This is a genomic window from Geothrix oryzisoli, from assembly GCF_022808865.1.
Taxonomy (GTDB): domain Bacteria; phylum Acidobacteriota; class Holophagae; order Holophagales; family Holophagaceae; genus Geothrix; species Geothrix oryzisoli.
In genome coordinates this window covers 469,588-491,788 of the sequence record NZ_JAKZLB010000002.1, presented here as the reverse complement: position 1 = coordinate 491,788, position 22,201 = coordinate 469,588, and the positions used below count along the sequence as shown (strand labels likewise).

The window sequence follows — 22,201 nt, the reverse complement described above, 5'->3', positions numbered from 1 at the left end:
CATGACCGAGACGACGGGATTCCTCCACGAGGGGCGCGCCTACGGCCTGCTCGCCGCCGCGGGCCTGCGGGTGCCGCGCCACGGCTTCCTGGAGGCCGGGCCCCTGCCCTTCGCCCCCGGCGAGCCCATCGTCCTCAAGGGCATCGCGGACCAGCTCTGGCACAAGTCGGACCGGGGCGCCGTCCACTTCGGGCCCTTCGACGAAGGGGCCCTGAAGGCCGAGGCCGCCGCCATGAAGGCCCGCGTGCCCGAGCATCCCTGGATCGGCGGACTGGTGTGCGAGAAGGTGGCCTTCAAGCGCCTGGCGGGCCTGCCCACCGAGGCCCTGGTCTCCCTGAAGCGGGATCCCGAGGCCGGCTGGCTCGTGATCTGCGGCATCGGGGGCCTTCAGGCGGATGCCTGGGCCGCCCTGGCCCCGCCCCTGATCTGGCCGCTGGCCCTCTGCACGCCGGAACAGGCCCTGGCGGACCTGCGCGAGCACTGGCTAGGCCGCACCTGGCTGGGCCGCCAGCGGGGCACCGAGGCCCTCACGGATGAAGCCAGGCTCCAGGCCTTCCTGCAGGGTCTGTGGCGGGCGGCCGAAGGCCTGGAACGCGAAGGCGTCACCCTGCTGGAGCTCAACCCCGTGGTGCTGGACAGCGAAGGCCTGCCCACGGCCCTGGATGGGGTGGGCACCCTCGACGCCGCCGGGGTGGAGCCGCCCGCGGTGCCCGATCCCGCCTGGTACCGGGCCCTGGTGGCCCCGCGCGACCTCGTCATCGCCGGCGTGTCCAGCCGCGAAGGCACGGTGGGACGCATCATCCTGGACAATGTCCAGCGCTCCTCCCTCCCCCCCGGGGCCATCCGCCTCATCAAGCCCGGCGCCACGGAGTTCCTGGGCCTGCCCTGCCTGGGCTCGGTCGCCGACCTGGCCGCAGCCCCCACGGACCAGCTCATCGTCTCCCTGCCCGCGCCCCTGACCCTGGAGGTGGTGGAGCAGCTCTGCCGCCAGGGCGGGGGCGCCACGGTCGTCTATGTGGTCGCCGGCGGCCTGGGCGACGGCGCCGACTGCGAGGGCCTCGGCCAGCGGCTGGTGGCCTGCCTTGACGAGCACCGCCGCGCCGGGAAGTGGACTCCCGCCCTCGTGGGCCCCAACGGCCTGGGGCTCTACAGCCCGGACCTGGACCTGAACACCCTCTTCATCCCCGACGAGAAGCTGCCCCTGCGGCCCCACTCCGGCCACGCGGCCCTGGTGAGCCAGAGCGGGGCCTTCCTCATCACGCGCCTGAGCCGCCGCCCCGAACTGGGTCTTCGCGCCGCGGTGGCCATCGGCAACCAGATGGACCTGCGCTGCTCGGACTTCCTGGCGGGCTTCGGCTCGGATCCGGCCGTGAAGGTGGTGGGCGCCTACCTGGAGGGCTTCGCCCCCGGCGACCTCAAGGCCACCTCCGAAGCCACCCGGCAGCTCCGGAAGACGGGCCGCCGCGTGGTGCTCTACAAGGGCGGCCGCAGCCAGGAGGGCATGGCCGCCGCCAGCAGCCACACCGGCGCCCTGGCGGGGGACCACGCCCTGCAGGCCGGCGTGCTGCGCCGGGCGGGCGCCATGCTCGCCGAGCGCATCGAGGCCTTCGACGCCGCCCTCACCTGGCTGGTCACCTACGCCGAGGGGACGCCCCGCCGCGTGGCCATCGTGACCAACGCGGGCTTCGAGTCCGTGGCCTCCGCCGACCTGCTGACGGGTCCCTTCCGGGGCGCCAGGCTCACCGAGGCGGAAACCAGCGCCCTGGCAGGGCTCATCGAGGCCCATGGCCTCACGGGCCTCGTGAGCGCCCGCCTGCCCCTGGACCTCACCCCCATGGCCGACGAGGCGGCCTATCTGGCCGGCACGCGCCTGCTCCTGGCCTCCGAAGCGGATGCCGTCGTCGTGGGCCTCGTGCCCCTCACCCGCCGCCTGGGCACCGCCGATCCCGCCGCCTTCGGCCCCTTCGCCAAGGCGCTGCGGGACCTGGCCCGGGAGAGCGGCAAGTGGGTCGGCGTGGCCGTGGAGGGCGGGGCGATCTACGATGCCTACCGCCAGGGCCTCCGCGAGGCCGGCCTTCCCGTCTTCCTGACCATGGAGGAGGCCCTGGAGGGACTGCGTCTGATCGCATCGGAGCCCTAGGGCAGCCGAGCGCGCCTTTCTTTCCCGGCCCCTGTGACCTTCGGCATGGCCGGGAGCCCGATCTGGGGTCAGACTCTATTTCGGACCCATGAGGACCGAAATGTCCCGATCCTTTCCCCCCATCCGCACCCTCCTACCCGCCGAGCATGGCAGCTGGTTCATGCTCGGATTCCCGCTGGTGCTGGGACTCCTGCTCCGGCCCAGCTGGCCGGGACTCAGTCTGGGGGTCGCCGCCCTGGCCTTCTTCCTGGCCCGGCCCCCGTTGCGGCGGGTACTCACCGGGCAGCGGGATCCACTCCAGGTTCGCGCCCTCCTGATGTTTGGCTGCCTGGCGGGTACCTTCGGAGCCCTGGCTCTCTGGCTTTCGGGCCTGCGGTTCCTGATTCCCCTCGTCTTCACGGCCCCGCTGGTGATCCTCGCCCTCCGGGCCGATCTCCAGCGGGCGGTGCGCTCCCTCGCCGTGGAGCTGGCGGCCCAGGGCGCCTTCGCCGGCCTGGCCGCCGCCATCGTCGTGGCCGGCGGGGGCTCGCTGCCCGGGGCCGGCCGGACCTGGCTGCTGGTGACCCTGTTGGGCGGCGCCAACCTGGCCCACGTGCGGCGGCTCCTGGGGCATGCCCACCACCTGGCCCAGGAGGAGCTGGACCGGCGCCGGATCCCAGTTCATGCCCTCCACCTGCTGCTGATCGCCGTCTCCGCCCTGCTGCTGGCCCCCCGGGGGACGGCCGGGCTCGTCTGGACGGGCTGGGCGGGCCTGCTCTACCTCCGGGCCCTGGTCCCCTACCGGCCCATTCCGGCCCGCACCCTCGGCTGGCGGGAGGGGGGTCTGAGCGCCCTGGGGCTTCTGCTCCTCTGGCGGGCCCTGCTCTGACCTGAATCACAAATGGGGCTGGACTCCGGAATCTCCGCTCCTCCCCTCCAAATCGGAAGTAATATTCCGGAATGATCTTCTCGACCGCCACCGGCTACGCCCTCCGTGCCCTCGCCGCCCTGCCCGAGGATGGGAGCTTCTGCCTGGCCAAGGATCTGTCGGCCCGCCTGGAGCTGCCCGGCCCCTACCTCGCCAAGATCCTCCAGGGTCTGGTGCAGGCCGAGATCCTCGAGTCCGTGCGGGGCCCCAAGGGGGGCTTCCGCCTACTGCGGCCTTCCCACCGGATCACCGTGGGCGAAGTCGTCATCGCCCTGGAGGGCCCGAATTCCATGGACGGCTGCATCATGGGCTTTCCCACCTGCGGCGGCGACCACCCCTGTCCCCTGCACGAGGCCTGGGGGGCCGTGAAGGCCCAGGTGGCCACCTCCATGACCGAGGCCACCATCCGGGATCTGCAGCTCATGGACCTGCGGCACCAGAAGGAAGCCAAGGACCGCCCGCCCTGCGAAAGGCCCTGACCCCCGCCCCGGACGTCAAGCCTTGAACCGCTTTTGTTTTGCCCTAGATTAGGACTCATTGGTCCGTTTCAACCGGCCGCCCGCCTCTCCGGAGCCCGTCATGAGTGTCTTCGCCGAACTCGATCTTGAGCCCCGTCCCCTCCTGGGAGCCGCCCTGGCCACGACGGCCCTCGGTGTCGCCGTGACCCTGGGCAGCCGGGGCGGGCGCTGGCTGGACCCGGCCCTCCTGGGCTACCTGCTGGCCACCCTCTTCGCCTGCTTCGGGGTCGCCTACCGCTACATCTCCTGGATCGAGCGGCCCGCCACGCGCATGTACTTCCGCCACACCCTGCGCACCCTGCGCTCGCCCCGGGTCATCAAGGCCCTGCCGAAGATGGTCCTGCTGGCCCTGGACCAGATCCTCCTCCAGCGGTTCATCGAGAAGCGGTCCCTCAAGCGCTGGGGCGCCCACGCCCTCCTGGCCTGGGGCTGCCTGCTGGGCTTCGCCGTCACCATCCCCCTGGTCTTCGGCTGGGTGCGCTTCACCAGCGACGGCCTGGACGCCACCCGCTACCAGGCCTGGGTCCTCGGCTTCCCGGCGGGTTCCTTCCCCCTCGACAGCTTCCAGGCCTTCGTCAGCTTCCACGTCCTGGATCTGGCGGCGGCCATGGTCATCGCCGGCTGCGTGCTGAGCCTCATCCGCCGCAAGCAGGACGAGGGCGACACGGCCACCCAGCGCTTCGATCTGGACCTGCTGCCCCTGGTGCTCCTCATCGCCGTGAGCATGACGGGCCTGATGCTCACCGCCTCGGAGAAGTGGCTCCAGGGCCGCAACTTCGCCACCCTGGCCTTCCTCCACGAGCTGACGGTCATCCTCCTGCTGCTGGGCCTGCCCTTCGGCAAGCTCTTCCATGTGGTGCAGCGGCCCGCCCAGGTGGGGGTGACGATCTACAAGGCCGAAGGCGAAGCTGAGGGCCGCCTGGCCTGCAAGGGCTGTGGCACGCCCTTCATCCGGGCCAACCAGCGCCGGGACCTGGAGGCCCTGTGGCAGGTGCTCGAGCTGGACGGCGCCCGGCACAGCGCCACCGTCCACCACCTGGACCTGTGCCCCAGGTGCAAGCGGCGCCTGGTGGCCAAGGCCCAGGGGGAGCGCCTCCACGGGGCCTTCGATCCCTTCGCCACGATCCCCGTGTACGCCGAGCCCATTCCCGACGCCACCTCGCTGAAGGCCTGATCATGAGCACGCTTCCCCTCTCCCAGGACCAGCTCCGCGCCCAGTTCGGCCCCCACCTCAACCTCGCCCCGCCGGGGGGCTGGCTCTCCGACCCCACGCCCGACAAGGTGGTGGAGACCCACTGCTGCTTCTGTGGCCAGCAGTGCGGCATCAAGCTCAAGGTGAAGGACAACAAGGTCATCGGCTTCGATCCCTGGGAGGAGTTCCCCTTCAACCAGGGGAAGCTCTGCCCCAAAGGCGTGAAGCGCTACCTCCAGGGCAACCACCCGGATCGGCTCACCCGGGCCATGAAGCGCACCGAGCACGGCTTCGAGCCCATGGACTGGAGCGAGGCCATGGACCGCACGGTGGCTGAGATCCAGCGCATCCAGCAGCAGCACGGCAAGGATGCCTTCGCGGTGCTGTCCGGCGTGTCCCTCACCAACGAGAAGAGCTACCTGGCCGGCAAGTTCGCCCGCCTGGGCCTCCAGACCAAGAACCTCGACTACAACGGCCGCCTCTGCATGGTGAGCGCCGGTGCGGGCAACAAGAAGGCCTTTGGCGTGGACCGCGCGGCGAACTCCTGGGCGGACATCGAGCAGGCCAAGGTGATCTGGGTGGCCGGTTCCAACGTGGCCGAGTGCTCGCCCATCACCACGGACTACATCTGGCGGGCCCGGGACAAGGGGGCCCTGCTCATCGTGGTGGATCCCCGCATCACGCCGCTGGCGCGCACCGCCGATCTGGTGCTGCCCCTGAAGCCAGGCACGGACACGGCCCTCACCAACGGCATCCTGCACCTGCTGAACAAGTGGAAGCTCATCGACTGGGACTTCGTGAACGCCCACACCAGCGGCTTCGAGCAGGCCGTCGAGGCGGTGAAGGACTGCACGCCGGAGTGGACCAGCCAGATCACGGGCCTGCCGGTGGAGGCCATCGAGAAGGCCGCCCGCATCTGGGGCGAGGCCGAGACCAGCTTCCTCCTCCACGCCCGCGGCATCGAGCACCAGAGCAAGGGCGTGGAGAACGTGCTGGGCTGCATCAACATGGTGCTGGCCACGGGCCGCATCGGGCGCCCCGGCTGCGGTTACGGCACCATCACCGGCCAGGGCAACGGCCAGGGCGGCCGCGAGCACGGCCACAAGTGCGACCAGCTGCCGGGCAACCGCGACATCAGCAACCCCGAGCACCGGAGGTACATCTGCAGCGTCTGGGGCTGCACGGATGAGGAGCTGCCGGGCGTGGGCCAGAGCGCCCAGGAGATCATGAACGCCATCCACGCCGGCGAGATCAAGGGCCTGCTGCTGCTCTGCTTCAACCCGCTGGTCTCCCTCCCGGATTCGCAGTTCACCCGCGAGGCCCTCAACAAGCTGGAGTTCTTCGTCTGCCTGGACTTCTTCCTCAGCGAGAGCGCCCAGCATGCCGACATCGTGCTGCCCTCGGCCCTGCACGAGGAGGACGAGGGCACCACCACCAGCGCCGAGGGCCGCGTCATCAAGATCAACAAGGCCGTGGACTGCCCCGGCGACGCCCGCCCCGACTGGCAGATCATGGTGGAGCTCGCCCGGCGCCTGGGCCGCGGGAAGTACTTCGACCACTTCACCAGCCCCGAGGCCATCTTCAACGAGCTGCGGGTGGCTTCCAAGGGCGGCACCGCCGACTACGCGGGCATCACCTACGAGAAGATCGTCAAGAACATGGGCGTGTTCTGGCCCTGCCCCACGGAGGACCATCCCGGCACGCCGCGGCTCTTCGAAGGGGGCCAGTTCTTCCACCCGGATGGCAAGGCGAAGTTCATCCCCACGCCCTGGCGCCCGCCCATGGAGGTGGTCGACGACGAGTACCCCATCTGGCTCACCTCGGGCCGCGTGGTCTTCCACTACCTGAGCGGCACCCAGACCCGGCGCATCGGATTCCTGGTGGAGCAGTGCCCGCACCCCTACCTGGAGATCCACCCGCGCCTGGCGGAAAAGTACGGCCTGGCGGAAGGCGACGCCGTGGAGATCACCTCCCGGCGCGGCAGCATGGTGCTGCCCGCCAAGGTGGTGAGGACCATCCGTCCCGACACCGTGTTCATCCCCTACCACTGGGCCGGGGCCCTCTCCGCCAACCGCCTCACGGCCCGGCACCTGGATCCCGTGTCGAAGATCCCCGAGTTCAAGGTGAGCGCCGTGCGGCTCAAGAAGACCACCAGGGACCAGTTCTCCCCGGAGCTGGCAGAGCTGCAGCGGATGGCCTTCGAGGCCCGCAGCGGCCAGGCCCAGATGCCCGAGCAGGTGTTCTGATGGTGCCCCAGGACTACGGCTTCTTCATCGATCCCCAGCGCTGCATCGGGTGCCGCTCCTGCGTGGGCGCCTGCGCCGAGTGCGGCACCCACCGCGGCCGGTCCATGATCCACCTGGACGAGATGGACCGCTTCGACAGCCCCCAGACCGTGCCCACAGTCTGCATGCACTGCGAGGATCCCATCTGCGCCCAGGTGTGCCCCTCGGACGCCATCAAGCGCAGCGAGGACGGCGTGGTCCACGCGGCCCAGAAGCCCCGCTGCATCGGTTGCCAGAACTGCGAACTGAGCTGCCCCTTCGGCGTGCCCATCGTGTTCTCGGGCCTGGAGCAGATGCTCAAGTGCGACCTCTGCTACGACCGCACCTCCGTGGGCCACAAGCCCATGTGCGCCACGGTCTGCCCCAGCCAGGCCCTGCTCTTCGTCCGCAAGGATGAAGTCGCCAACCTGCGCCACAACAAACCCCTGCGCGACTTCCTCATCGGCAGCGTGCGGGTCAAGACCAGGAACGCCATCATGGTGCCCGATCCGGACACGCCCCTGCACCTGGATGCGGCCCTGCTCATCGACGGAGGCCTCTGATGACCTGGTGGCGCCGCGCCTTCCCCCTGGAACTCGCCGAGGAGGGCCACTTCTCCCGCCGCGAGTTCGCCCGCTTCCTGGCCGTGGTGAGTGCCGGGTTCACCGCCGGCATCGGCTTCCTGTGGCTGCGGAAGAAGCCCCTGGAGGGCGCCTCCGACCCCGAGGCCCGGCACGCAGAGCTGCCCGTGGCCCTGGGCCTGGCCGCGGATCTGCTGCCCGGCCAGAGCCGCCTCTTCAAGTTCCGCGATGCCCACGACGCCTGCATCCTGCTCCGCACGCCCAAGGGTGAGCTGCGGGCCTACCGGCAGACCTGCACCCACCTGGGCTGCGCGGTGCGCTACGCCGGCGAGCGCCTGGAGTGCCCCTGCCACCGGGGCTTCTTCGAGCCGGATCGCGGCTTCCCCGTGCAGGGCCCGCCCAGCCGGCCCCTGGCCGCCATCGCCCTGGAGACCCGCCCCGACGGCACCCTCTGGGCCGTGGGCGAGCTGCCCAAGCCCACCCTGGAATCCCTCGACCACCGCGCAGCCTGCCCCCGCGAGAAGGCGGAGGTGTCCGCATGAACACGCCCCGCGTCCGCATCTCTCCCGCCGCTTTAGGCGTCATCCTCGTGCTGCTGGTGATCCAGCTCTATCTCTTCGAGACCGTACTCGGCGCCGTCCTCGACGGCCAGCGCAGCGTCCTCCCCGGCGCCTTCTTCGTCTCTCTGGCCCTCAGCGCCATCAGCCTCTTCCTGGCCTTCCGGAGCACCGTGGAATACGGACCGAAGGAGTAGACCCCGGCCAAGGCTCAAAAGGCGAGAAGGCAGACAAAAAAGCTCACGCGGAGGGGCGCAGGGAAGGTGGAGGATGCAGAGAAGAACGCCTTGAATGGGGCGCTTTCTCCGCATCGTCTGCTCCCTCTGCCGCCCTCCGCGTGAGTGGTTTCTTCAATCCGGTTCCATCGGATGAACGATGCGGCCTCACCCTCCCTGGGGCAGTTCCTGGGCCGGGTTGGCGTCCTTCATGAAGACGGGCCAGCAGGCCAGGTGGCCGAGGCCCAGCTGGAGGAGGATGCCGCCCAACTCGGCGGGTCCGAAGGCCGGGGGCAGGCCGTGGAGGACCGGCGGCATGATCTGGAGGTAGAGGTCGAGCCAGCGACCCGCCAGGAGGATGGCGCAGGTGGCCAGCAGCACGGTCTCGCTCGTCTTGGCCTTCCGCCCGAGCAGCAGCACGAAGGGCACGCCGAAGTTCAGGATCAGGTTCAGGTAGAAGAGGGGCATCCAGCGGCCCTGCAGCAGCAGGCGCATGGGGCCGGTCTCTTCGGGCAGGTTGGCGTACCAGATGAGCAGGAACTGGCTGAGGAAGATGTAGGCCCAGAAGCAGCTGAAGGCGAACAGCAGCTTGCCCAGGTCGTGGTTCTGGGCTTTCGACACCGCCGGGAGCAGGCCCACGCGGCGCAGGACGATGGCGCTGAAGGTGACGATGGCGATGCCCTGGAGGAACATGCCCGAGAACCCGTAGATGGCCAGGATGGTGCTGGACCACACCGGCTCCAGCGACATCAGCCAGTCGAAGTTGGCCAGGGAGAAGGTGAGGCCGAAGACCAGGATGAAGGGGGCCGCGCCCTGGCCCTGGCGGGTGAGCCGGCGCCCCGTCCAGATCCAGGCTGCGAAGATGAGCGCCACCCGGCCGAAGAAGAAGGGCGGATTCAGCCACCCCAGGCGGCCCTGCAGCGCCTCGTGGGAGGCCGCGTCCGGCCGGGCCCAGGGGTAGAGGGTGGTGGCCCCGAAGGCCAGGAGCAGCATGAGGGTGCCCGCCACGGGCAGGAGGGCCGGCATGGCCCGGTGGGCCTTGAGGATGGGATCGCTCCAGCGGGCCCCCGTGATGGACTGGATGGCCAGGAGGAAGAGGCCCCCCAGGCCCACGCAGGCCAGGTTGAACGCCGTGAGCAGCAGGTTGCCCCAGCCCCGCTCCGCCTGGAGCACGAGGCCCAGGCCCAGCAATCCGGCGCCGAGCAGCACGAAGGCCCAGGCGCCGCCCCGGAGGCGCTCCCCGATGTCGGCCAGGGTGGGGATGCCGGATTTCGTGAGGTCGCGGGCGGGAACGGTGAAGGTCTCGCTCATGGCTGGGCTCCCGTGGCTTGGGCGGGTGCGACCATCGGCTTCGCGGCCTTCTGCAGCTCCCGGATGTAGAGCACCACCTGCCAGCGGTCCTCGCGGCTGAGGAGGTCGCCGTAGCCCTTCATCTTCGTGGGGCCGCCGAAGGTGGCGACGTGGAAGATGCGGCCGTCCGGCATGTCCCGCACCACGGGGGAGACGAGCAGCGTAGGCGCGAAGGCCCCCCGCGCGACGATCACGCTGCCGTTGTTGTCGCCCTCTCGCCCGTGGCAGGTGGCGCAGACCCGATCGAAGACGAGCTTGCCGCGGTTGAAGCGGGCCTGGGTGGGCTGGTAGGGGTTCTGCAGCTCGCGGCCGGCGCGCTCCGCCTCGGCCTTGCCCGGTCCGAAGGCCAGGGGTGGCTCGCCGCGGCGCGATAGGGTGTCCGGGGGCGGCGCCTGCAGCACCTTGCCACCGGGCAGCACGCCGCTGGCGTCGTAGGCCTGGGCCGAGAGGGGCGCGCCCATCCCGCCGTCCCAGGCCAGGTTCCGGCGCTGGAAGTCCCGGTTGAGCAGGGGCACCAGAAGCAGGAGGAGGAAGGCCGGGAGGCAGGCCAACAGCAGGGCGCCGACGCCCGCAGGGCGGTCCCAGAAGGATCCGTGGCGCTGGAAGCGGTCTTCCACCAGCAGGCTGGCGTCAAGGGCGCCCAGGGCCGCCAACTCGCCGGCCACGGCGGGGAACTGGACATCGGCGGCCAGTTCCGCCGCGAGGATGAAGCGGTCGTCGTTGGCCCCCGGGTGGAGGTCAGGGATGTGGAGACGGGGGCGCATGCGGGCCACGAGGAAGAAGCTGGCCACCACGCCCAGACCCGCCAGCAGCACCGTAAGCTCGAAGGCCACGGGGATGAAGGCGGGGATGGCCAGGAGGGGCTTGCCGCCCGTGATCAGGGGATAGTCGACGGCGGAGGTCCAGATCTGGAGGCCCGCGGCGAGGGCCAGGCCCAGGGCGGCGAAAGCCAGGCAGGCCCGGGGCAGCCGCGAGGGCCGCAGGCCCATGGCCTCGTCCATGCCATGCACCGGGAAGGGCGTGTAGGCGTCCAGCACGCGGTGCCCTGCGGCCCGCAGGTGCGCCACCGCGTGGAGGAGCTGCTCCGGATCCGCGAAGGAGGCGCGGAAGCGGCTGCGATGGAGGTGCTCAGTGCTCGACATGCTTCAGCACTCCTTTCACTTCGCTCGCCGCGATCATGGGCAGCACCCGGGTGAACACCAGGAACAGCGTGAAGAAGAGGCCGAAGCTGCCGATGAGGATGGCCACCTCGATGAAGGTGGGCCGGTACATGGCCCAGCTGGAGGGCAGGTAGTCGCGGTGGAGGCTGGTCACGATGATGACGAAGCGCTCGAACCACATGCCGATGTTCACGAAGATGGTGAGGATGAAGATCATCCAGGGGGTGGTCCGCACCTTCCTGAACCAGAAGAACTGGGGGCTGAGCACATTGCAGCCCACCATGGTCCAGTAGGCCCACTGGTAGGGCCCCAGGGCCCGGTTCAGGAAGACATAGCGCTCGTAGGGATTCCCGCTGTACCAGGCCGTGAAGAATTCCGTGGCGTAGGCCATGCCCACGATCATCCCCGTGGCCAGCACCACCTTGGTCATGGCCTCCAGGTGGCGGGTGGTGATGTATTCCTCCAGGCCCATGACCGAGCGGGCGATGATCATGAGGGTGAGCACCATGGCGAAGCCGCTGAACACGGCGCCCACCACGAAGTAGGGCGGGAAGATCGTCGCGTGCCAGCCGGGGATCACCGAGGTGGCGAAGTCCATGGACACGATGGTGTGCACGGAGACCACCAGGGGCGTGCTGAGGCCCGCCAGCAGCATGTACACAGTCTCGTAGCGGCTCCAGGTGCGGTTCGAGCCGTTCCACCCCAGCGAGAAGATGCTGAGGATCGTGCGCTTCAGCTTCGTCTTCGCGCGGTCCCGCTGGGTGGCCAAGTCGGGGATGAGGCCGATGTACCAGAAGGTGAGCGAGATGATGAAGTAGGTCGAGATGGCGACGACATCCCAGAGCAGCGGGCTCTTGAAGTTCACCCAGAGGGAGCCTCGGGTGTTGGGGTAGGGCGTGGCCCAGAAGGCCAGCCAGGGCCGGCCCATGTGGATGATGGGGAAGGTGCCCGCGCACATGACGGCGAAGAGCGTCATGGCCTCGGCGGCGCGGTTGATGGAGGTGCGCCAGCGCTGGCGGAAGAGGAAGAGGATGGCCGAGATCAGCGTGCCCGCGTGGCCGATGCCCACCCAGAACACGAAGTTCGTGATGTCGAAGGCCCAGCCCACCGTGCGGTTGAGGCCCCAAGTGCCGATGCCCCGGGTGAGGGTCTGGACCACGGCCCAGGCGCCCAGGGTCAGCATGGAGAGGGTGACGGCCAGGGCCAGCCACCAGCGCAGGGGTGGGCGCTGCTCCGTGGGCGCGAAGACTTCCTCCGTGACCTGGTGGTACCCCTTGTTCCCGTCGATGAGGGGCAGGTTGTGGCCGTAGCGCTCGGCCTCGGCGGCGGGGATCCCGCTGGCGGTCAGCACGTCGGCATCATGCGCCATGGTGGCCTCCCTGGTTCGCCTCTGGCGTGATGTTTCGTATCTTCGTCAGGTAGCTCACGGCGGGTCCGATGCCCAGCTCGCCCAGCACCAGGAAACGCTTGGGATCGCGCAGCACCTGGCTGATGCGGCTGTCCGGGTCCTGTGTATCACCGAAGACGATGGCCTGGGCCGGGCAGCTCTGCATGCAGGCGGGCAGGGCCTCGCCGTCCTTGAGCTCGCGACCCTCGTTCTTCGCCGTGGTCTTGGCATCCATGAGGCGCTGCACGCAGAAGGAGCACTTCTCCATGACGCCGCGGCTGCGCACGGTGACATCCGGGTTGAAGCCCAGGCGCTCCAGCTCGCTGGCGTGGGGATACTCCCACCAGTTGAAGCGGCGCACCTTGTAAGGGCAGTTGTTGGCGCAGTAGCGGGTGCCCACGCAGCGGTTGTAGACCTGCTGGTTGAGCCCCTCCTCGCTGTGCACCGTGGCCAGCACGGGGCACACGTTCTCGCAGGGGGCCTGGTCACACTGCTGGCACAGCATGGGCTGGTGCACGACGCCGGGCTCCGCCTCGGAGCCGGTGTAGTAGCGGTCGATCCGCAGCCAGTGCATCTCGCGCTTGCGCCGCACCTCGTCCCGGCCCACCACGGGGATGTTGTTCTCCACCTGGCAGCCGATCACGCAGCCGGAGCAGCCCGTGCAGGCGCTGAGGTCGATGACCATGGCCCAGCGGTGGGCGCCGTGGGGATGCTCGCCGTAGACGGAAGGCCCCGGCTGCTGGTGGGGACGGGCCGATGCGGGATCCCGCAGGTAGGGCGCCAGGGCCATCTCCCGCACCAGCTCGCGGCCCTCCAGGCTGTGGTGGTCCTGGGTGCAGGCCAGGTCCACACGGCCTGATCCCCGCCGAACCTGGAGGGGTGCGGCTTCGGCGGCCAGGAAGCCCGAGGTGTAGGCCCGCCAGGGATAGGCGTTCTTCCCAACGCCGAGCCCCGCCTTGCCACCCGCCGTGCGGCCATAGCCCAGGGCCACGGCCACGGTGCGATCATCCTGGCCCGGCTGCACGACGACGGGCAGCTCCAGCTCCAGGGCGTGACCCTCGGGCCGCAGGCGCAGCAGGTCGCCCTGCTCCAGGCCAAGCTTTGCCGCCGCAGCGGGCGACACCTGGGCGTAGTTGTCCCAGGTGGCCTTGGTGATGGGATCCGGCAACTCCTGGAGGAAGGGGAGGTGGGCGTGGCGCCCGTCTCCCAGGCCCACCTTGGCGTAGAGCAGCAGCTCGTAGCCATCCTTGCGCGCGGCCCGCGGCGCGCCTTCCACGCGGCCCTCGCGGTACCGGGGCGCGGGCCCGCCGTCCACCTGTGAGGCACCCTTCTGCAGCACCGCGTTCCAGAACGTCTCGAAGTCGCCCACGGCCTTCTGCCCTGGAAACACGGCCGCCTTCCAGTGCTCGCGCAGGGCCTGGAGCGCCGGCACCGGCCGTCCGGCCCAGGCCGTGAAGCTCTCCACGGCATCACGCGTGGCGAAGAGGGGCTGGAGGAGGGGCTGGGCGAGGGAGGCGGTGCCCGCCACGGGCTCCGCGTCCCGCCAGGCCTCCAGCCAGTGGTGGTCCGGGGCCAGGTGGGTGCAGGCGGCCGCGCTCTCGTCCTCGGTCAGGGCCAGGGACACCCGCAGGGGCACCTTGGCGAAGGCGCCGGCGAAGGCCGCAGGCTGCTCGTAGACGGGGTTGCAGCCCAGCAGGATCAGGGCGGCGACCCGGCCTTCGGCCATCTCGCGGACCAGGGCTTCCAGGGCGCGGTCGTCCCCCCGCTTCTGGAGGCTGGGGCGGGCCAGATCCACGGTGGCGCCTTCGTGGCCGAGGGCATGGTTGATCCGGGCGACGAGCTCCTGGGCGCGCAGATCATGGAGGCCGCAGAGCAGGAGGCCATGGCCCCGGTGCGCCTCCAGCTCATGGGCGAGGGCCTGCGCCTTCGCCGCCAGGGCCGTCGGGAGGGCGCCTCCCTCCACGGCGAGGCCCAGGTGCCGGGCCAGAGCCTCCAGGAAGGGCACCGCCTCGGATGGCGCGAGGCGCACCCGCTCGTCGGCGTTGCTGCCCGTCAGCGAGAGGCCGCTCTCCACCTGGAGGTGCTTCGACATGGATCGCGGCTTGTCAGGCCCGCGGCGCTCGGCGTAGGCGCGGGTGAAGCCCACGGGATCGATCCAGGTGCCGAGGAAGTCCGCCTCCACGCCCACGACAAGGTCCGCCTCCTCCAGGCGGTAGTGCGGCACCAGGCGCTGGCCGTGGGTGCGCTCATACGCCGCGGCCAGGGCCGCAGTGCTGAGGGCGTCCGCTTCCACCAGGCGGCCATCCCTGAAGGTGCCGAGGAAGCCCTGCACGGCGGCGCGCAGGGTCGGACTGAGGATCGTGCCCGCCAGCACGCGGACGGCACCACCGGAGGCCTTCAGCTCGGCGAAGCGGCGCTGGAGATCCGCGTCCAGCGCGGCCCAGTCCACGGCCTTCCCGGCCAGCTTCGGCCCGCGCAGGCGGTCCTCGTCGTAGAGGCCCCGGGTCTGGGCCTGGCCCATGGCGCAGAGACCGCCGCGGCTCACGGGATGCTCCGGATTCCCCTCCAGCTTGACGGGGCGGCCGTCGCGGCTGCGGGCCAGGACGCCGCAGCCCGCGGTGCAGCCGCCGCAGGTGGTGGCGTACCACTGGGCCACGCCGGGCGTCAGGCCCTCCCGGGCGTTGAGGTAGGGCATGGCCTTCTCGACCACCTTGCTCTTGCAGCCCAGGGCCAGGCCCGCCGCGAAGCCGACCCCCGAGAAGCGGAAGAAGTCCCGGCGGCTGATCTGCCGGACGCTTTCGCCCACGGGCAGTTCGTCCTCGAACTCCGCCTTCCGCGCCCGCACCATCCCGCGCCGTTCCCCAAGGCTCTTCCAGGTCTTCATGGGATCTCCTCAGTGATGGCAGGCCGAGCAGTCGGTCGGAGCCTGGGGTGGGCGACCGGCCAAAAGCTGCTTCTGGTTCTCGGTGCGGTGGCAGGCGAGGCACTCACCCATGGTCAGGGCCATGGCCTGCTCCACGCGCTCCATGCCCTGCACTTCGCCGTGGCAGGACTGACAGGCCACGCCAGCCCGAACATGGCGGCTGTGGGGGAAGGTGACGTGGGCGGGCAGGCGGTGGATTCGGACCCATTCGAAGCCCCGGCCGCTGGCGTAGGCGTCCCGCATCTTCTGGATCTCCGGGCTGGGGTCCGACTTGCCCAGGGGCGTGCCGGCCCGGTTCAGCACGGTCTCGTGGCACTTCATGCAGGTGCTGAGGGGCGGGATGCCCGCGTGGCGGCTGTTCTCCGCCGAGGTATGGCAGAAGAGACAGTCCATCTTCAGCTCACCGGCGTGGAGGGCATGCGAATAAGGGATGGGCTGGGCGGGCTTGTAGCCGCTCTGGTCCCCGAGCAGACGCGTGTCCAGGCTCAGGGCGAAGATCATGAGCGAGGCGCCGAAGGCCACCGCGCCCGTGATGGCGACGGTCCGCATCCTCACCGGAGCCCCTTCCGGTTCCAGATCACCACCTGGGGCCTGCGCCAGTAGTAGAAGATGGGCACCACCAGGAAGTGGACGAGCCGCGTGAAGGGCAGCAGGAGGATGACCAGGAAGCCGCTCAGGAAGTGGAGCTTCACCATCCAGGGCAGGGGCGCGATGAGCTCGGGCCGGGGCGCGAGTTTGAGGAGGCTCCAGAGGTAGGGCGCGGCGTTGGTGGAGAACCAGGCGCTGCCCCAGCGATAGCGAATGGCCACGTCGATGCCACTGGCCACCTGGTAGAGCAGCACGGCCAGCAGCACGACATCCAGGGGGCTGGTCACCACCTTCACCCGCCGGTCCGTGAAGCGGCGGACGATGAGGGCCACCACGCCCACCAGGGCCAGCAGCGCCATGGAGAGCCCGGTGAGCTCCAGCAGGTAGAGCCGCAGGGGGCGGGCGTTCCAGGCCAGGATGGCCTCGGGCAGGAAGAAGGCGAACAGGTGCCCCGACAGCACCCAGAGGATGCCCCAGTGCCAGAGGCTGGAGCCCCAGAAGAGGGACTCGGTCTCCAGGAACTGGCTGGAGAGGCTGGAATAGCTGAAGGGCCGCCAGGTGAAGCGCAGGATGCTCACCACGATGGCCAGCACCAGCGCCACGTAGGGGAAGCCCACGAAGAGGAAGTTAGTCAGCACAGGCCGCCTCCGCCGGTTTGCGATTGACCGTGAAGATGAGGAAGAGGGCCTGGAGCACGTGGTGGTAGGGGCTCTCCTTGAGGGCGGGGATCACCTTCTCCAGGGCCGGCAGGAGGCAATCGTCCACCAGGTCCATGGCATCCTGGCGCTCCAGCCGCATGCCCAGGTCCAGCACGTTCGGCAGGTGGTCCGGCAGGTTCTTGCCCTCCGCGATGCCATGCTCCTGCAGGTGATGGCGCATCATGGCCATGAACTGCCCCCGCTGGTAGGTCTCGCCGAAGAGGTGCCAGCCGATGTCCAGCGTGCACTCGGGGGTGAGGTCGAAGGCCCGGGTGTAGAGCTCCTGGACCTCGCGCAGATCCAGGTCCCGCGCCACCAGGGCGAAGGCCTCCAAGTGCTCCTGGCAGGGATGCCCCGTAGCCATGGCCGCGTCCGCCAGGGAGGCCGCCAAGGCCTGCGTGCGCTCGTCGGGATAGCGCAGCAACGCACTGATGCCGGGGATGAGGTGAGTCGGAATGCGCATGATCAGAACCCCCTCTGGGGCGCCTCGCGGAAGCCGAAGCCCGCGGCCCCCTTCCGTTCCAGCGGATTGGTGAGCACCTCCACCGCCTGCTCGCGGTGGGAGGCCGGGATGACGAAGCGGTCCTCGAAGCTGCATAGGCTGGTGAGGCGGTAGATGGCTTCTGCCTGCTCGGGGTCACAATCTGCCTCGCGGAGGCCCGCCAGGGCCACCTTCAGGTCCACGTCGCCCACCTCCGTGGCGCGCTTCCAGGTGCGGATGGCCAGCATCTTCTTCATGGCGTAGCGCACGGGGGCCTCCTGCCCCGCCCCGAAGAGGCTGGCCAGGTACGACATGGGCAGCCGGGCCTGCTCCAGGGGCGCGAAGATCTCCTCCGTCGAGGTGGGATTGAGGGCCACGCCGTTTTCCATGGAGTAGGTGACGGGGCCCAGGGCCGGCACGTAGAAGAGGCTGGGGAAGGTGCGGTACTCGGGATGGGGCGCCAGGGCCAGGCCCCAGTCCTTCACGAAGCGGTAGACGGGGCTCTTCCGCGCGGATTGGAGCACCTGTTCGGTGACGCCGTTCTTCCGGGCGGACTCGATGACGGCGGGATCGTTGGGATCCGCCAGCAGGTCCCGGTGGGCGGTCACCAGCTCGGCATCCGGCTTCAGACCCGCGGCCTCGATCTTGTCGGCATCGTAGAGCAGCACGCCCATGTAGCGGATGCGGCCCACGCAGGAGTGGAAGCAGGCGGGCGCCTGGCCCGTCTCCACGCGGGGGTAGCAGAGCAGGCACTTCTCGGACTTGCCCGTGCTCCAGTTGTAGAAGACCTTCTTGTAGGGGCAGGCGGACACGCAGTAGCGCCAGCCACGGCAGACATTCTGGTTGATCAGGACGATGCCGTCCTCGCCGCGCTTGTAGATCGCGCCGCTGGGGCAGGCTGCCACGCAGGCGGGATTCGCGCAGTGGTTGCAGATGCGTGGCAGGTAGAACATCACAAGGGTCTCGATGGAGAGCAGCTGGAGCCGCTGTTCCTCGCTGAGGGCCGAGAGGTTCACGTCGTTGCGGGCGTAGAGGGGCGAGCCGCCCAGGTCGTCGTCCCAGTTGGGACCGGCCTCGATGTCGATGTACTGGCCCGTGACCTTGCTGACGGGGATGGCCGTGGGCTGGTCATCCTGCTCCGGGCCGTTGAAGAGGTCTTCGTAGCGGTAGGTCCAGGGCTCGTAGTACTCGTCCATGGTGGGCAGGGACGGCTGGTGGAAGATCTTCTGGAGGAACTTGCCCTTGGAGGTGAGACGCAGCTGGAGCTTGCCGTCCTTCACCATCCAGCCGCCCTTGTACTCCTCCTGGTTCTCCCACTGGGTGGGATAGCCGGTGCCGGGCTTGGTCTCCACGTTGTTCCACCACATGTAGTCGGCACCCTTGCGGTCCGTCCACACGTTCTTGCAGGCGATGGAGCAGGTGTGGCACCCGATGCACTTGTCCAGGTGGAACACCATCGCCACTTGAGAGCGGATATCCATCAGAGACCTCTCAGCGAAAAATCTGAAACCGCCAAATCACGCGAAAAAACGCGAAAAGGGGAAACGGGGATTTGCTTTCGCACCCTTTCGCGGTTGCTTTTTTGTTCCAGTGAATGCGTCATGGCCGCCCCTCACCAGACCAGCTGGCCGAGCTTGCGGACGTAGACCACCGTTTCGCGGTTCCCGCCGGTGGGGCCCCAGTAGTTGAAGTGGTAGCTGAACTGCCCGTAGCCACCCACCATGAGGTTCGGCTTGAGCCGTGCCCGGGTGAGGCTGTTGTTCATGCCGGCCCGTTTCATGCCCCGCAGGGGGGACTTGGGCACGCTGTAGGTGCGTTCCGTGGCGTGGTACTGGATGCAGGCGCCCTTCGGAATGCGGGCGCTGACACAGCAGCGGACCACCACCACGCCGTTGTCGTTGTGGATCTCCACCCAGTCGTTGTCCTTGAGGCCGATGGAGGCGGCGTCCTCTTCGCTGAGCCAGAGGGGATCCTGGCCCCGCGACAGAGTGGTCATGCGCTCGGTGTCGCCGTAGGTGGAGTGGATGTGCCACTTTCCGTGGGGTGTGAGGAAGTTGAGGAGGAGCGTGTTCCCCTCGCGCTTGGAGCAACTCAGGTCGCCGAGGATCTGGGCGGGTGGCGTGGGCTTGTAGGTGGGCAGGTGCTCGCCGAAGGCCAGGTAGCCCTCATGATCCAGGTAGCAGTGCTGGCGACCCGTGAGTGTCCGCCAGGGCACCATCCGCTCCACGTTGTAGGTGAAGGCCGAGTAGGGGCGCTTGTCATCCACCAGGCCAGACCAGCAGGGGCTGTTGATGACGCGGCGGGGCTGGGACAGCAGATCCTTGAAAGTGCGCCGCACGCCCCGGTAGGGCTCAGCCAGATCTTTCAAAGGCAGCCCCGTGCGCCCTTCCATGTATTGATAGGCCCGGTAGGCCAGCTCGCCGTTGGTCTCCGGCGCTAGGTGCAGCAGCGCGTTGGCGGCGTGGGTGTCCTCCTCCAGGCTGGGCCGCTTCTGGCCTTCCACCATCACCGTGGGATGCGTGTTCAGCATGTCGTCGTAGACATCCGAGATGGGGTATTTGACGCCGTGGGCGCCCAAGCCCTGCTCCCGCACCATGGGGCCGAGGGAAATGAACTTCTCGTAGACCGTCTTGTAGTCCCGCATGACCACCTTCAGCCCGGGCATGGTCTTGCCGGGGATGGCCTCGCACTCGCCGGCCATCCAGTCGCGGATGTGAGGCTGGGCGATCTCGGCGGGGGTGTCATGGGCCAGGGGCGAGGAGACGAGGTCCTCGATGGGATCGGGAAGGTGCTTGGCCGCCAGCTCGCTCACCCGCTTGGCCATGTCCCGGAAGATGTCCCAGTCGCTCTTCGATTCCCAGCAGGGCGGCACGGCCGCGGACAACGGGTTGATGAAGCTGTGCATGTCCGTGGAGTTGAGGTCGGTCTTCTCGTACCAGGTGGCCGTGGGCAGCACGATGTCGCTGTAGAGGGCCGAGGTGTCCATGCGGAAGTTGATGTCGACGACCAGATCCATCTTCCCGGTGACCGAGGGGCGCCAGGTCACATCCTTGAGGGTGCCTTCGGCCACCTCTTCGGCGATGGCATTGCTGTGGGTGCCCAGGTAGTGCTTGAGGAAGAACTCGTGGCCCTTGGCGCTGGTGCCGATGGCGTTGCCGCGCCAGATGAACCAGACGCGGGGCCAGTTCTCCTGGGCATCGGGATCCTCCACGGAGAAGCGGAGGTCCTTCTTCTTGAGGCGGTCCACGGTGCTGGCGATGATGGCGGCCTCGTCCCTGGCGCCGGCCTTGCGCGCGTCGGCCACCACGGCCATGGGGTTCTCGTTGTACTGCGGGTAGAAGGGCAGCCAGCCGCTGCGCACGGCACGGGTCTGCATGTTCATGCAGTGGCCTTCCACGAGGCTGCTGCCATCGGGCACGGTGTTGTAGGCCTTGAACTCGCGCTCGTAGCGCCACTGGTCCGAGTTGACGTAGTGCCAGCTGGGGCCGTTCTGCAGGCGGTTCACGGGCACCCAGTCCCGGGCCATGGCGATGGCGGACCAGGAGGCCACGGGCGCCAGCTTCTCCTGGCCGACGTAGTGGGCGAGGCCGCCGCCGTTGGTGCCGATGCAGCCGCAGAAGACCAGCGCGTGCTGGGCGGCGCGGTAGATGAGGTTGTTGTGGTACCAGTGGTTGATGCCGGCACCGATGATGACCGTGCACTTGCCCTTGGTCAGTTCCGCCGTGCGGGCCCACTCGCGGGCGAAGCGCAGCACGTTCTCCCGCGACAGGCCCGTGATGCGCTCCTGCCAGGCCGGCGTGTAGACGCCGGCGGCGTCGTCGTAGTCCTTGGGATAGGCGCCGCCCAGGCCACGCTCCACGCCGAACTGGGCCATGAGCAGGTCATAGACCGTGGTGACGAGGGCCGTGCCGCCGTCCGCCAGGGGAATGCGCCGCACGGGCACGCCGCGGAAGCTGGTGCTGCCATCGGCGAAGTCGTCGAACTGCACCTGCTCCGCTCCTTCGCCGAGGAACGTCAACGTCGGGGCGATGGGGCTGTCATCCTTGCCGTCCTGGAGCAGCAGGTTCCACTGGCCCTGCTTGGTGCCCCAGCGGTGGCCCACGGAGCCCTTGGGCATCTTGGGCGCGCCGCTGCCCTCGTCCCACATGAGGAACTTCCACTCGCCGTGTTCCTCGTCGGCGTACTTGGCGAGGCGCCCAGCGCGCAGCAGCTGGCCGGGGCGATAGCCGCCATCGATTTCCGTCAGTTCCACCAGGAACGGCCCGTCCGTGTAGGTCTTCTGGTAGTCCAGGAAGAAGGGCACCTGTTTCTGGTGGTGGAACTCCGTGAGGATCACATGGTTCACCGCCATCCAGAAGGCGCCGTCCTGGCCCTGGTGGACGGGCATCCACTCGTCCGCGTACTTGGCCACCTGGTTGAAGTCGGGGCTGAAGACCACCATCTTCGTGCCGTTGTGGCGGCTCTCGGCGGCGAAGTGGCAATCCGGCGTGCGGGTCATGTTCAGGTTCGAGCCCATGACGGCCAGGAACTTGGCGTTGTACCAGTCCGCGCTCTCCTGCACGTCCGTCTGCTCGCCCCACATCTCGGGGCTGCTGGGGGGAAGGTCGCAATACCAGTCGTAGAAGCTGAGGTTGGTGCCGCCCATGAGCTGGATGAACCGCGAGCCCGCGGCGTAGCTCAGCATGGACATGGCGGGGATGGGGCTGAAGCCCGCGATGCGATCCGGCCCGTGGGTCTTGATGGTGTGGATGTTGGCGGCGGCGATGAGCTCGCCCACCTGGTCCCAGGAGGCCCGGCGGAAGCCGCCCTTGCCCCGGGCGCGCTGGTAGCGCGAGCGCTTGTCGGGGTCGTTCTGGATGCTGGCCCAGGCAGCCACGGGATCCTGGTGCTTGCCCTTGGCCTCCTCCCAGAGGTCCATGAGGGCGCCCCTCAGGTAGGGGAACTTCACCCGCAGGGGGCTGTAGAGGTACCAGCTGAAGCTGATGCCGCGCTGGCAGCCGCGGGGCTCGTAGGGCGGCACCTTCTCATCCAGGAGCGGGTAGTCGACCACCTGCATCTCCCAGGTGACGATCCCTTCCTTCACATAGATGTTCCAGCCGCAGCTCCCCGTGCAGTTCACGCCGTGGGTGCTGCGCACGACCTTGTCGTGGGCCCAGCGGTTCCGGTAGAACTCCTCCCAGGAGCGGGTCTCGGGGTCGACGATGTCGGTGATCCAGTGGCTCTGCTTGCGCTCGGTCATG

Annotated in this window: 17 protein-coding genes; 8 read left to right on the top strand and 9 right to left on the bottom strand. The window is 69.0% G+C overall.

Going from position 1 to position 22,201, the window contains the following annotated elements:
- Window position 1 precedes the first annotated feature (1 nt).
- The 8 genes from MLE43_RS06970 to MLE43_RS06935 all read left to right on the top strand — a co-directional run bounded on the left by MLE43_RS06970 (window position 2) and on the right by MLE43_RS06935 (window position 8,356).
- Window positions 2-2,140 (top strand): acetate--CoA ligase family protein, encoded by a 2,139-nt coding sequence (locus tag MLE43_RS06970; protein ID WP_243302805.1) that lies wholly within the window; start codon window positions 2-4, stop codon window positions 2,138-2,140.
- 100 nt (window positions 2,141-2,240) lie between these two features.
- Entirely contained in the window at window positions 2,241-3,008 is a 768-nt protein-coding gene (locus tag MLE43_RS06965; protein WP_243302804.1) for a YwiC-like family protein, read from the top strand.
- 71 nt (window positions 3,009-3,079) lie between these two features.
- Window positions 3,080-3,526, top strand: coding sequence for an RrF2 family transcriptional regulator (locus MLE43_RS06960; RefSeq protein WP_243302803.1), 447 nt, complete (start codon window positions 3,080-3,082; stop codon window positions 3,524-3,526).
- Between the two features lie 100 nt (window positions 3,527-3,626).
- Window positions 3,627-4,739: a hypothetical protein gene (locus MLE43_RS06955; protein WP_243302802.1), complete on the top strand. Its 1,113-nt coding sequence runs from the start codon at window positions 3,627-3,629 to the stop codon at window positions 4,737-4,739.
- A gap of 2 nt (window positions 4,740-4,741) precedes the next feature.
- Window positions 4,742-7,003, top strand: a complete 2,262-nt coding sequence (locus MLE43_RS06950) for a molybdopterin oxidoreductase family protein (protein WP_243302801.1) — start codon at window positions 4,742-4,744, stop codon at window positions 7,001-7,003.
- Window positions 7,003-7,584, top strand: coding sequence for a 4Fe-4S dicluster domain-containing protein (locus MLE43_RS06945; RefSeq protein ID WP_243302800.1), 582 nt, complete (start codon window positions 7,003-7,005; stop codon window positions 7,582-7,584). Before MLE43_RS06950 ends, MLE43_RS06945 begins: the two co-directional genes overlap by 1 nt.
- Window positions 7,584-8,144, top strand: coding sequence for a QcrA and Rieske domain-containing protein (locus tag MLE43_RS06940; protein WP_243302799.1), 561 nt, complete (start codon window positions 7,584-7,586; stop codon window positions 8,142-8,144). Before MLE43_RS06945 ends, MLE43_RS06940 begins: the two co-directional genes overlap by 1 nt.
- Window positions 8,141-8,356, top strand: a complete 216-nt coding sequence (locus tag MLE43_RS06935; RefSeq protein ID WP_243287160.1) for a DUF6755 family protein — start codon at window positions 8,141-8,143, stop codon at window positions 8,354-8,356. Before MLE43_RS06940 ends, MLE43_RS06935 begins: the two co-directional genes overlap by 4 nt.
- A 186-nt stretch (window positions 8,357-8,542) precedes the next feature.
- Here MLE43_RS06935 and MLE43_RS06930 read toward each other — a convergent pair whose 3' ends face one another.
- The 9 genes from MLE43_RS06930 to MLE43_RS06890 form a co-directional block, all read right to left on the bottom strand.
- Window positions 8,543-9,685 (bottom strand): hypothetical protein, encoded by a 1,143-nt coding sequence (locus MLE43_RS06930; protein WP_243302798.1) that lies wholly within the window; start codon window positions 9,683-9,685, stop codon window positions 8,543-8,545.
- Window positions 9,682-10,866 carry a quinol:electron acceptor oxidoreductase subunit ActD gene (locus tag MLE43_RS06925; RefSeq protein ID WP_243302797.1) on the bottom strand — a complete coding sequence of 395 codons (1,185 nt, stop codon included), beginning with the start codon at window positions 10,864-10,866 and terminating at the stop codon, window positions 9,682-9,684. Before MLE43_RS06925 ends, MLE43_RS06930 begins: the two co-directional genes overlap by 4 nt.
- On the bottom strand, window positions 10,853-12,253 hold the full coding sequence (gene nrfD, locus MLE43_RS06920; protein ID WP_243302796.1) for an NrfD/PsrC family molybdoenzyme membrane anchor subunit: 1,401 nt from the start codon (window positions 12,251-12,253) through the stop codon (window positions 10,853-10,855). Before nrfD ends, MLE43_RS06925 begins: the two co-directional genes overlap by 14 nt.
- Window positions 12,243-15,155, bottom strand: a complete 2,913-nt coding sequence (locus MLE43_RS06915) for a 4Fe-4S dicluster domain-containing protein (protein ID WP_243302795.1) — start codon at window positions 15,153-15,155, stop codon at window positions 12,243-12,245. The genes nrfD and MLE43_RS06915 overlap by 11 nt, the downstream gene beginning before the upstream one ends.
- A gap of 9 nt (window positions 15,156-15,164) precedes the next feature.
- The gene (locus MLE43_RS06910) at window positions 15,165-15,743 is read right to left on the bottom strand and encodes a cytochrome c3 family protein (protein WP_243302794.1); all 579 of its coding nucleotides are present in this window, start codon (window positions 15,741-15,743) and stop codon (window positions 15,165-15,167) included.
- A 2-nt stretch (window positions 15,744-15,745) separates the two neighbouring features.
- Window positions 15,746-16,420, bottom strand: coding sequence for a respiratory nitrate reductase subunit gamma (narI, locus tag MLE43_RS06905; RefSeq protein ID WP_243302793.1), 675 nt, complete (start codon window positions 16,418-16,420; stop codon window positions 15,746-15,748).
- Complete coding sequence (locus MLE43_RS06900; protein ID WP_243302790.1) at window positions 16,410-16,943, bottom strand: nitrate reductase molybdenum cofactor assembly chaperone; 534 nt, start codon at window positions 16,941-16,943, stop codon at window positions 16,410-16,412. The genes narI and MLE43_RS06900 overlap by 11 nt, the downstream gene beginning before the upstream one ends.
- A gap of 2 nt (window positions 16,944-16,945) precedes the next feature.
- Window positions 16,946-18,442: a nitrate reductase subunit beta gene (narH, locus tag MLE43_RS06895; RefSeq protein WP_275976091.1), complete on the bottom strand. Its 1,497-nt coding sequence runs from the start codon at window positions 18,440-18,442 to the stop codon at window positions 16,946-16,948.
- Window positions 18,443-18,573: 131 nt separating this feature from the next.
- On the bottom strand, window positions 18,574-22,200 hold the full coding sequence (locus tag MLE43_RS06890; protein ID WP_243302789.1) for a nitrate reductase subunit alpha: 3,627 nt from the start codon (window positions 22,198-22,200) through the stop codon (window positions 18,574-18,576).
- Between the last annotated feature and the right edge of the window lies 1 nt (window position 22,201).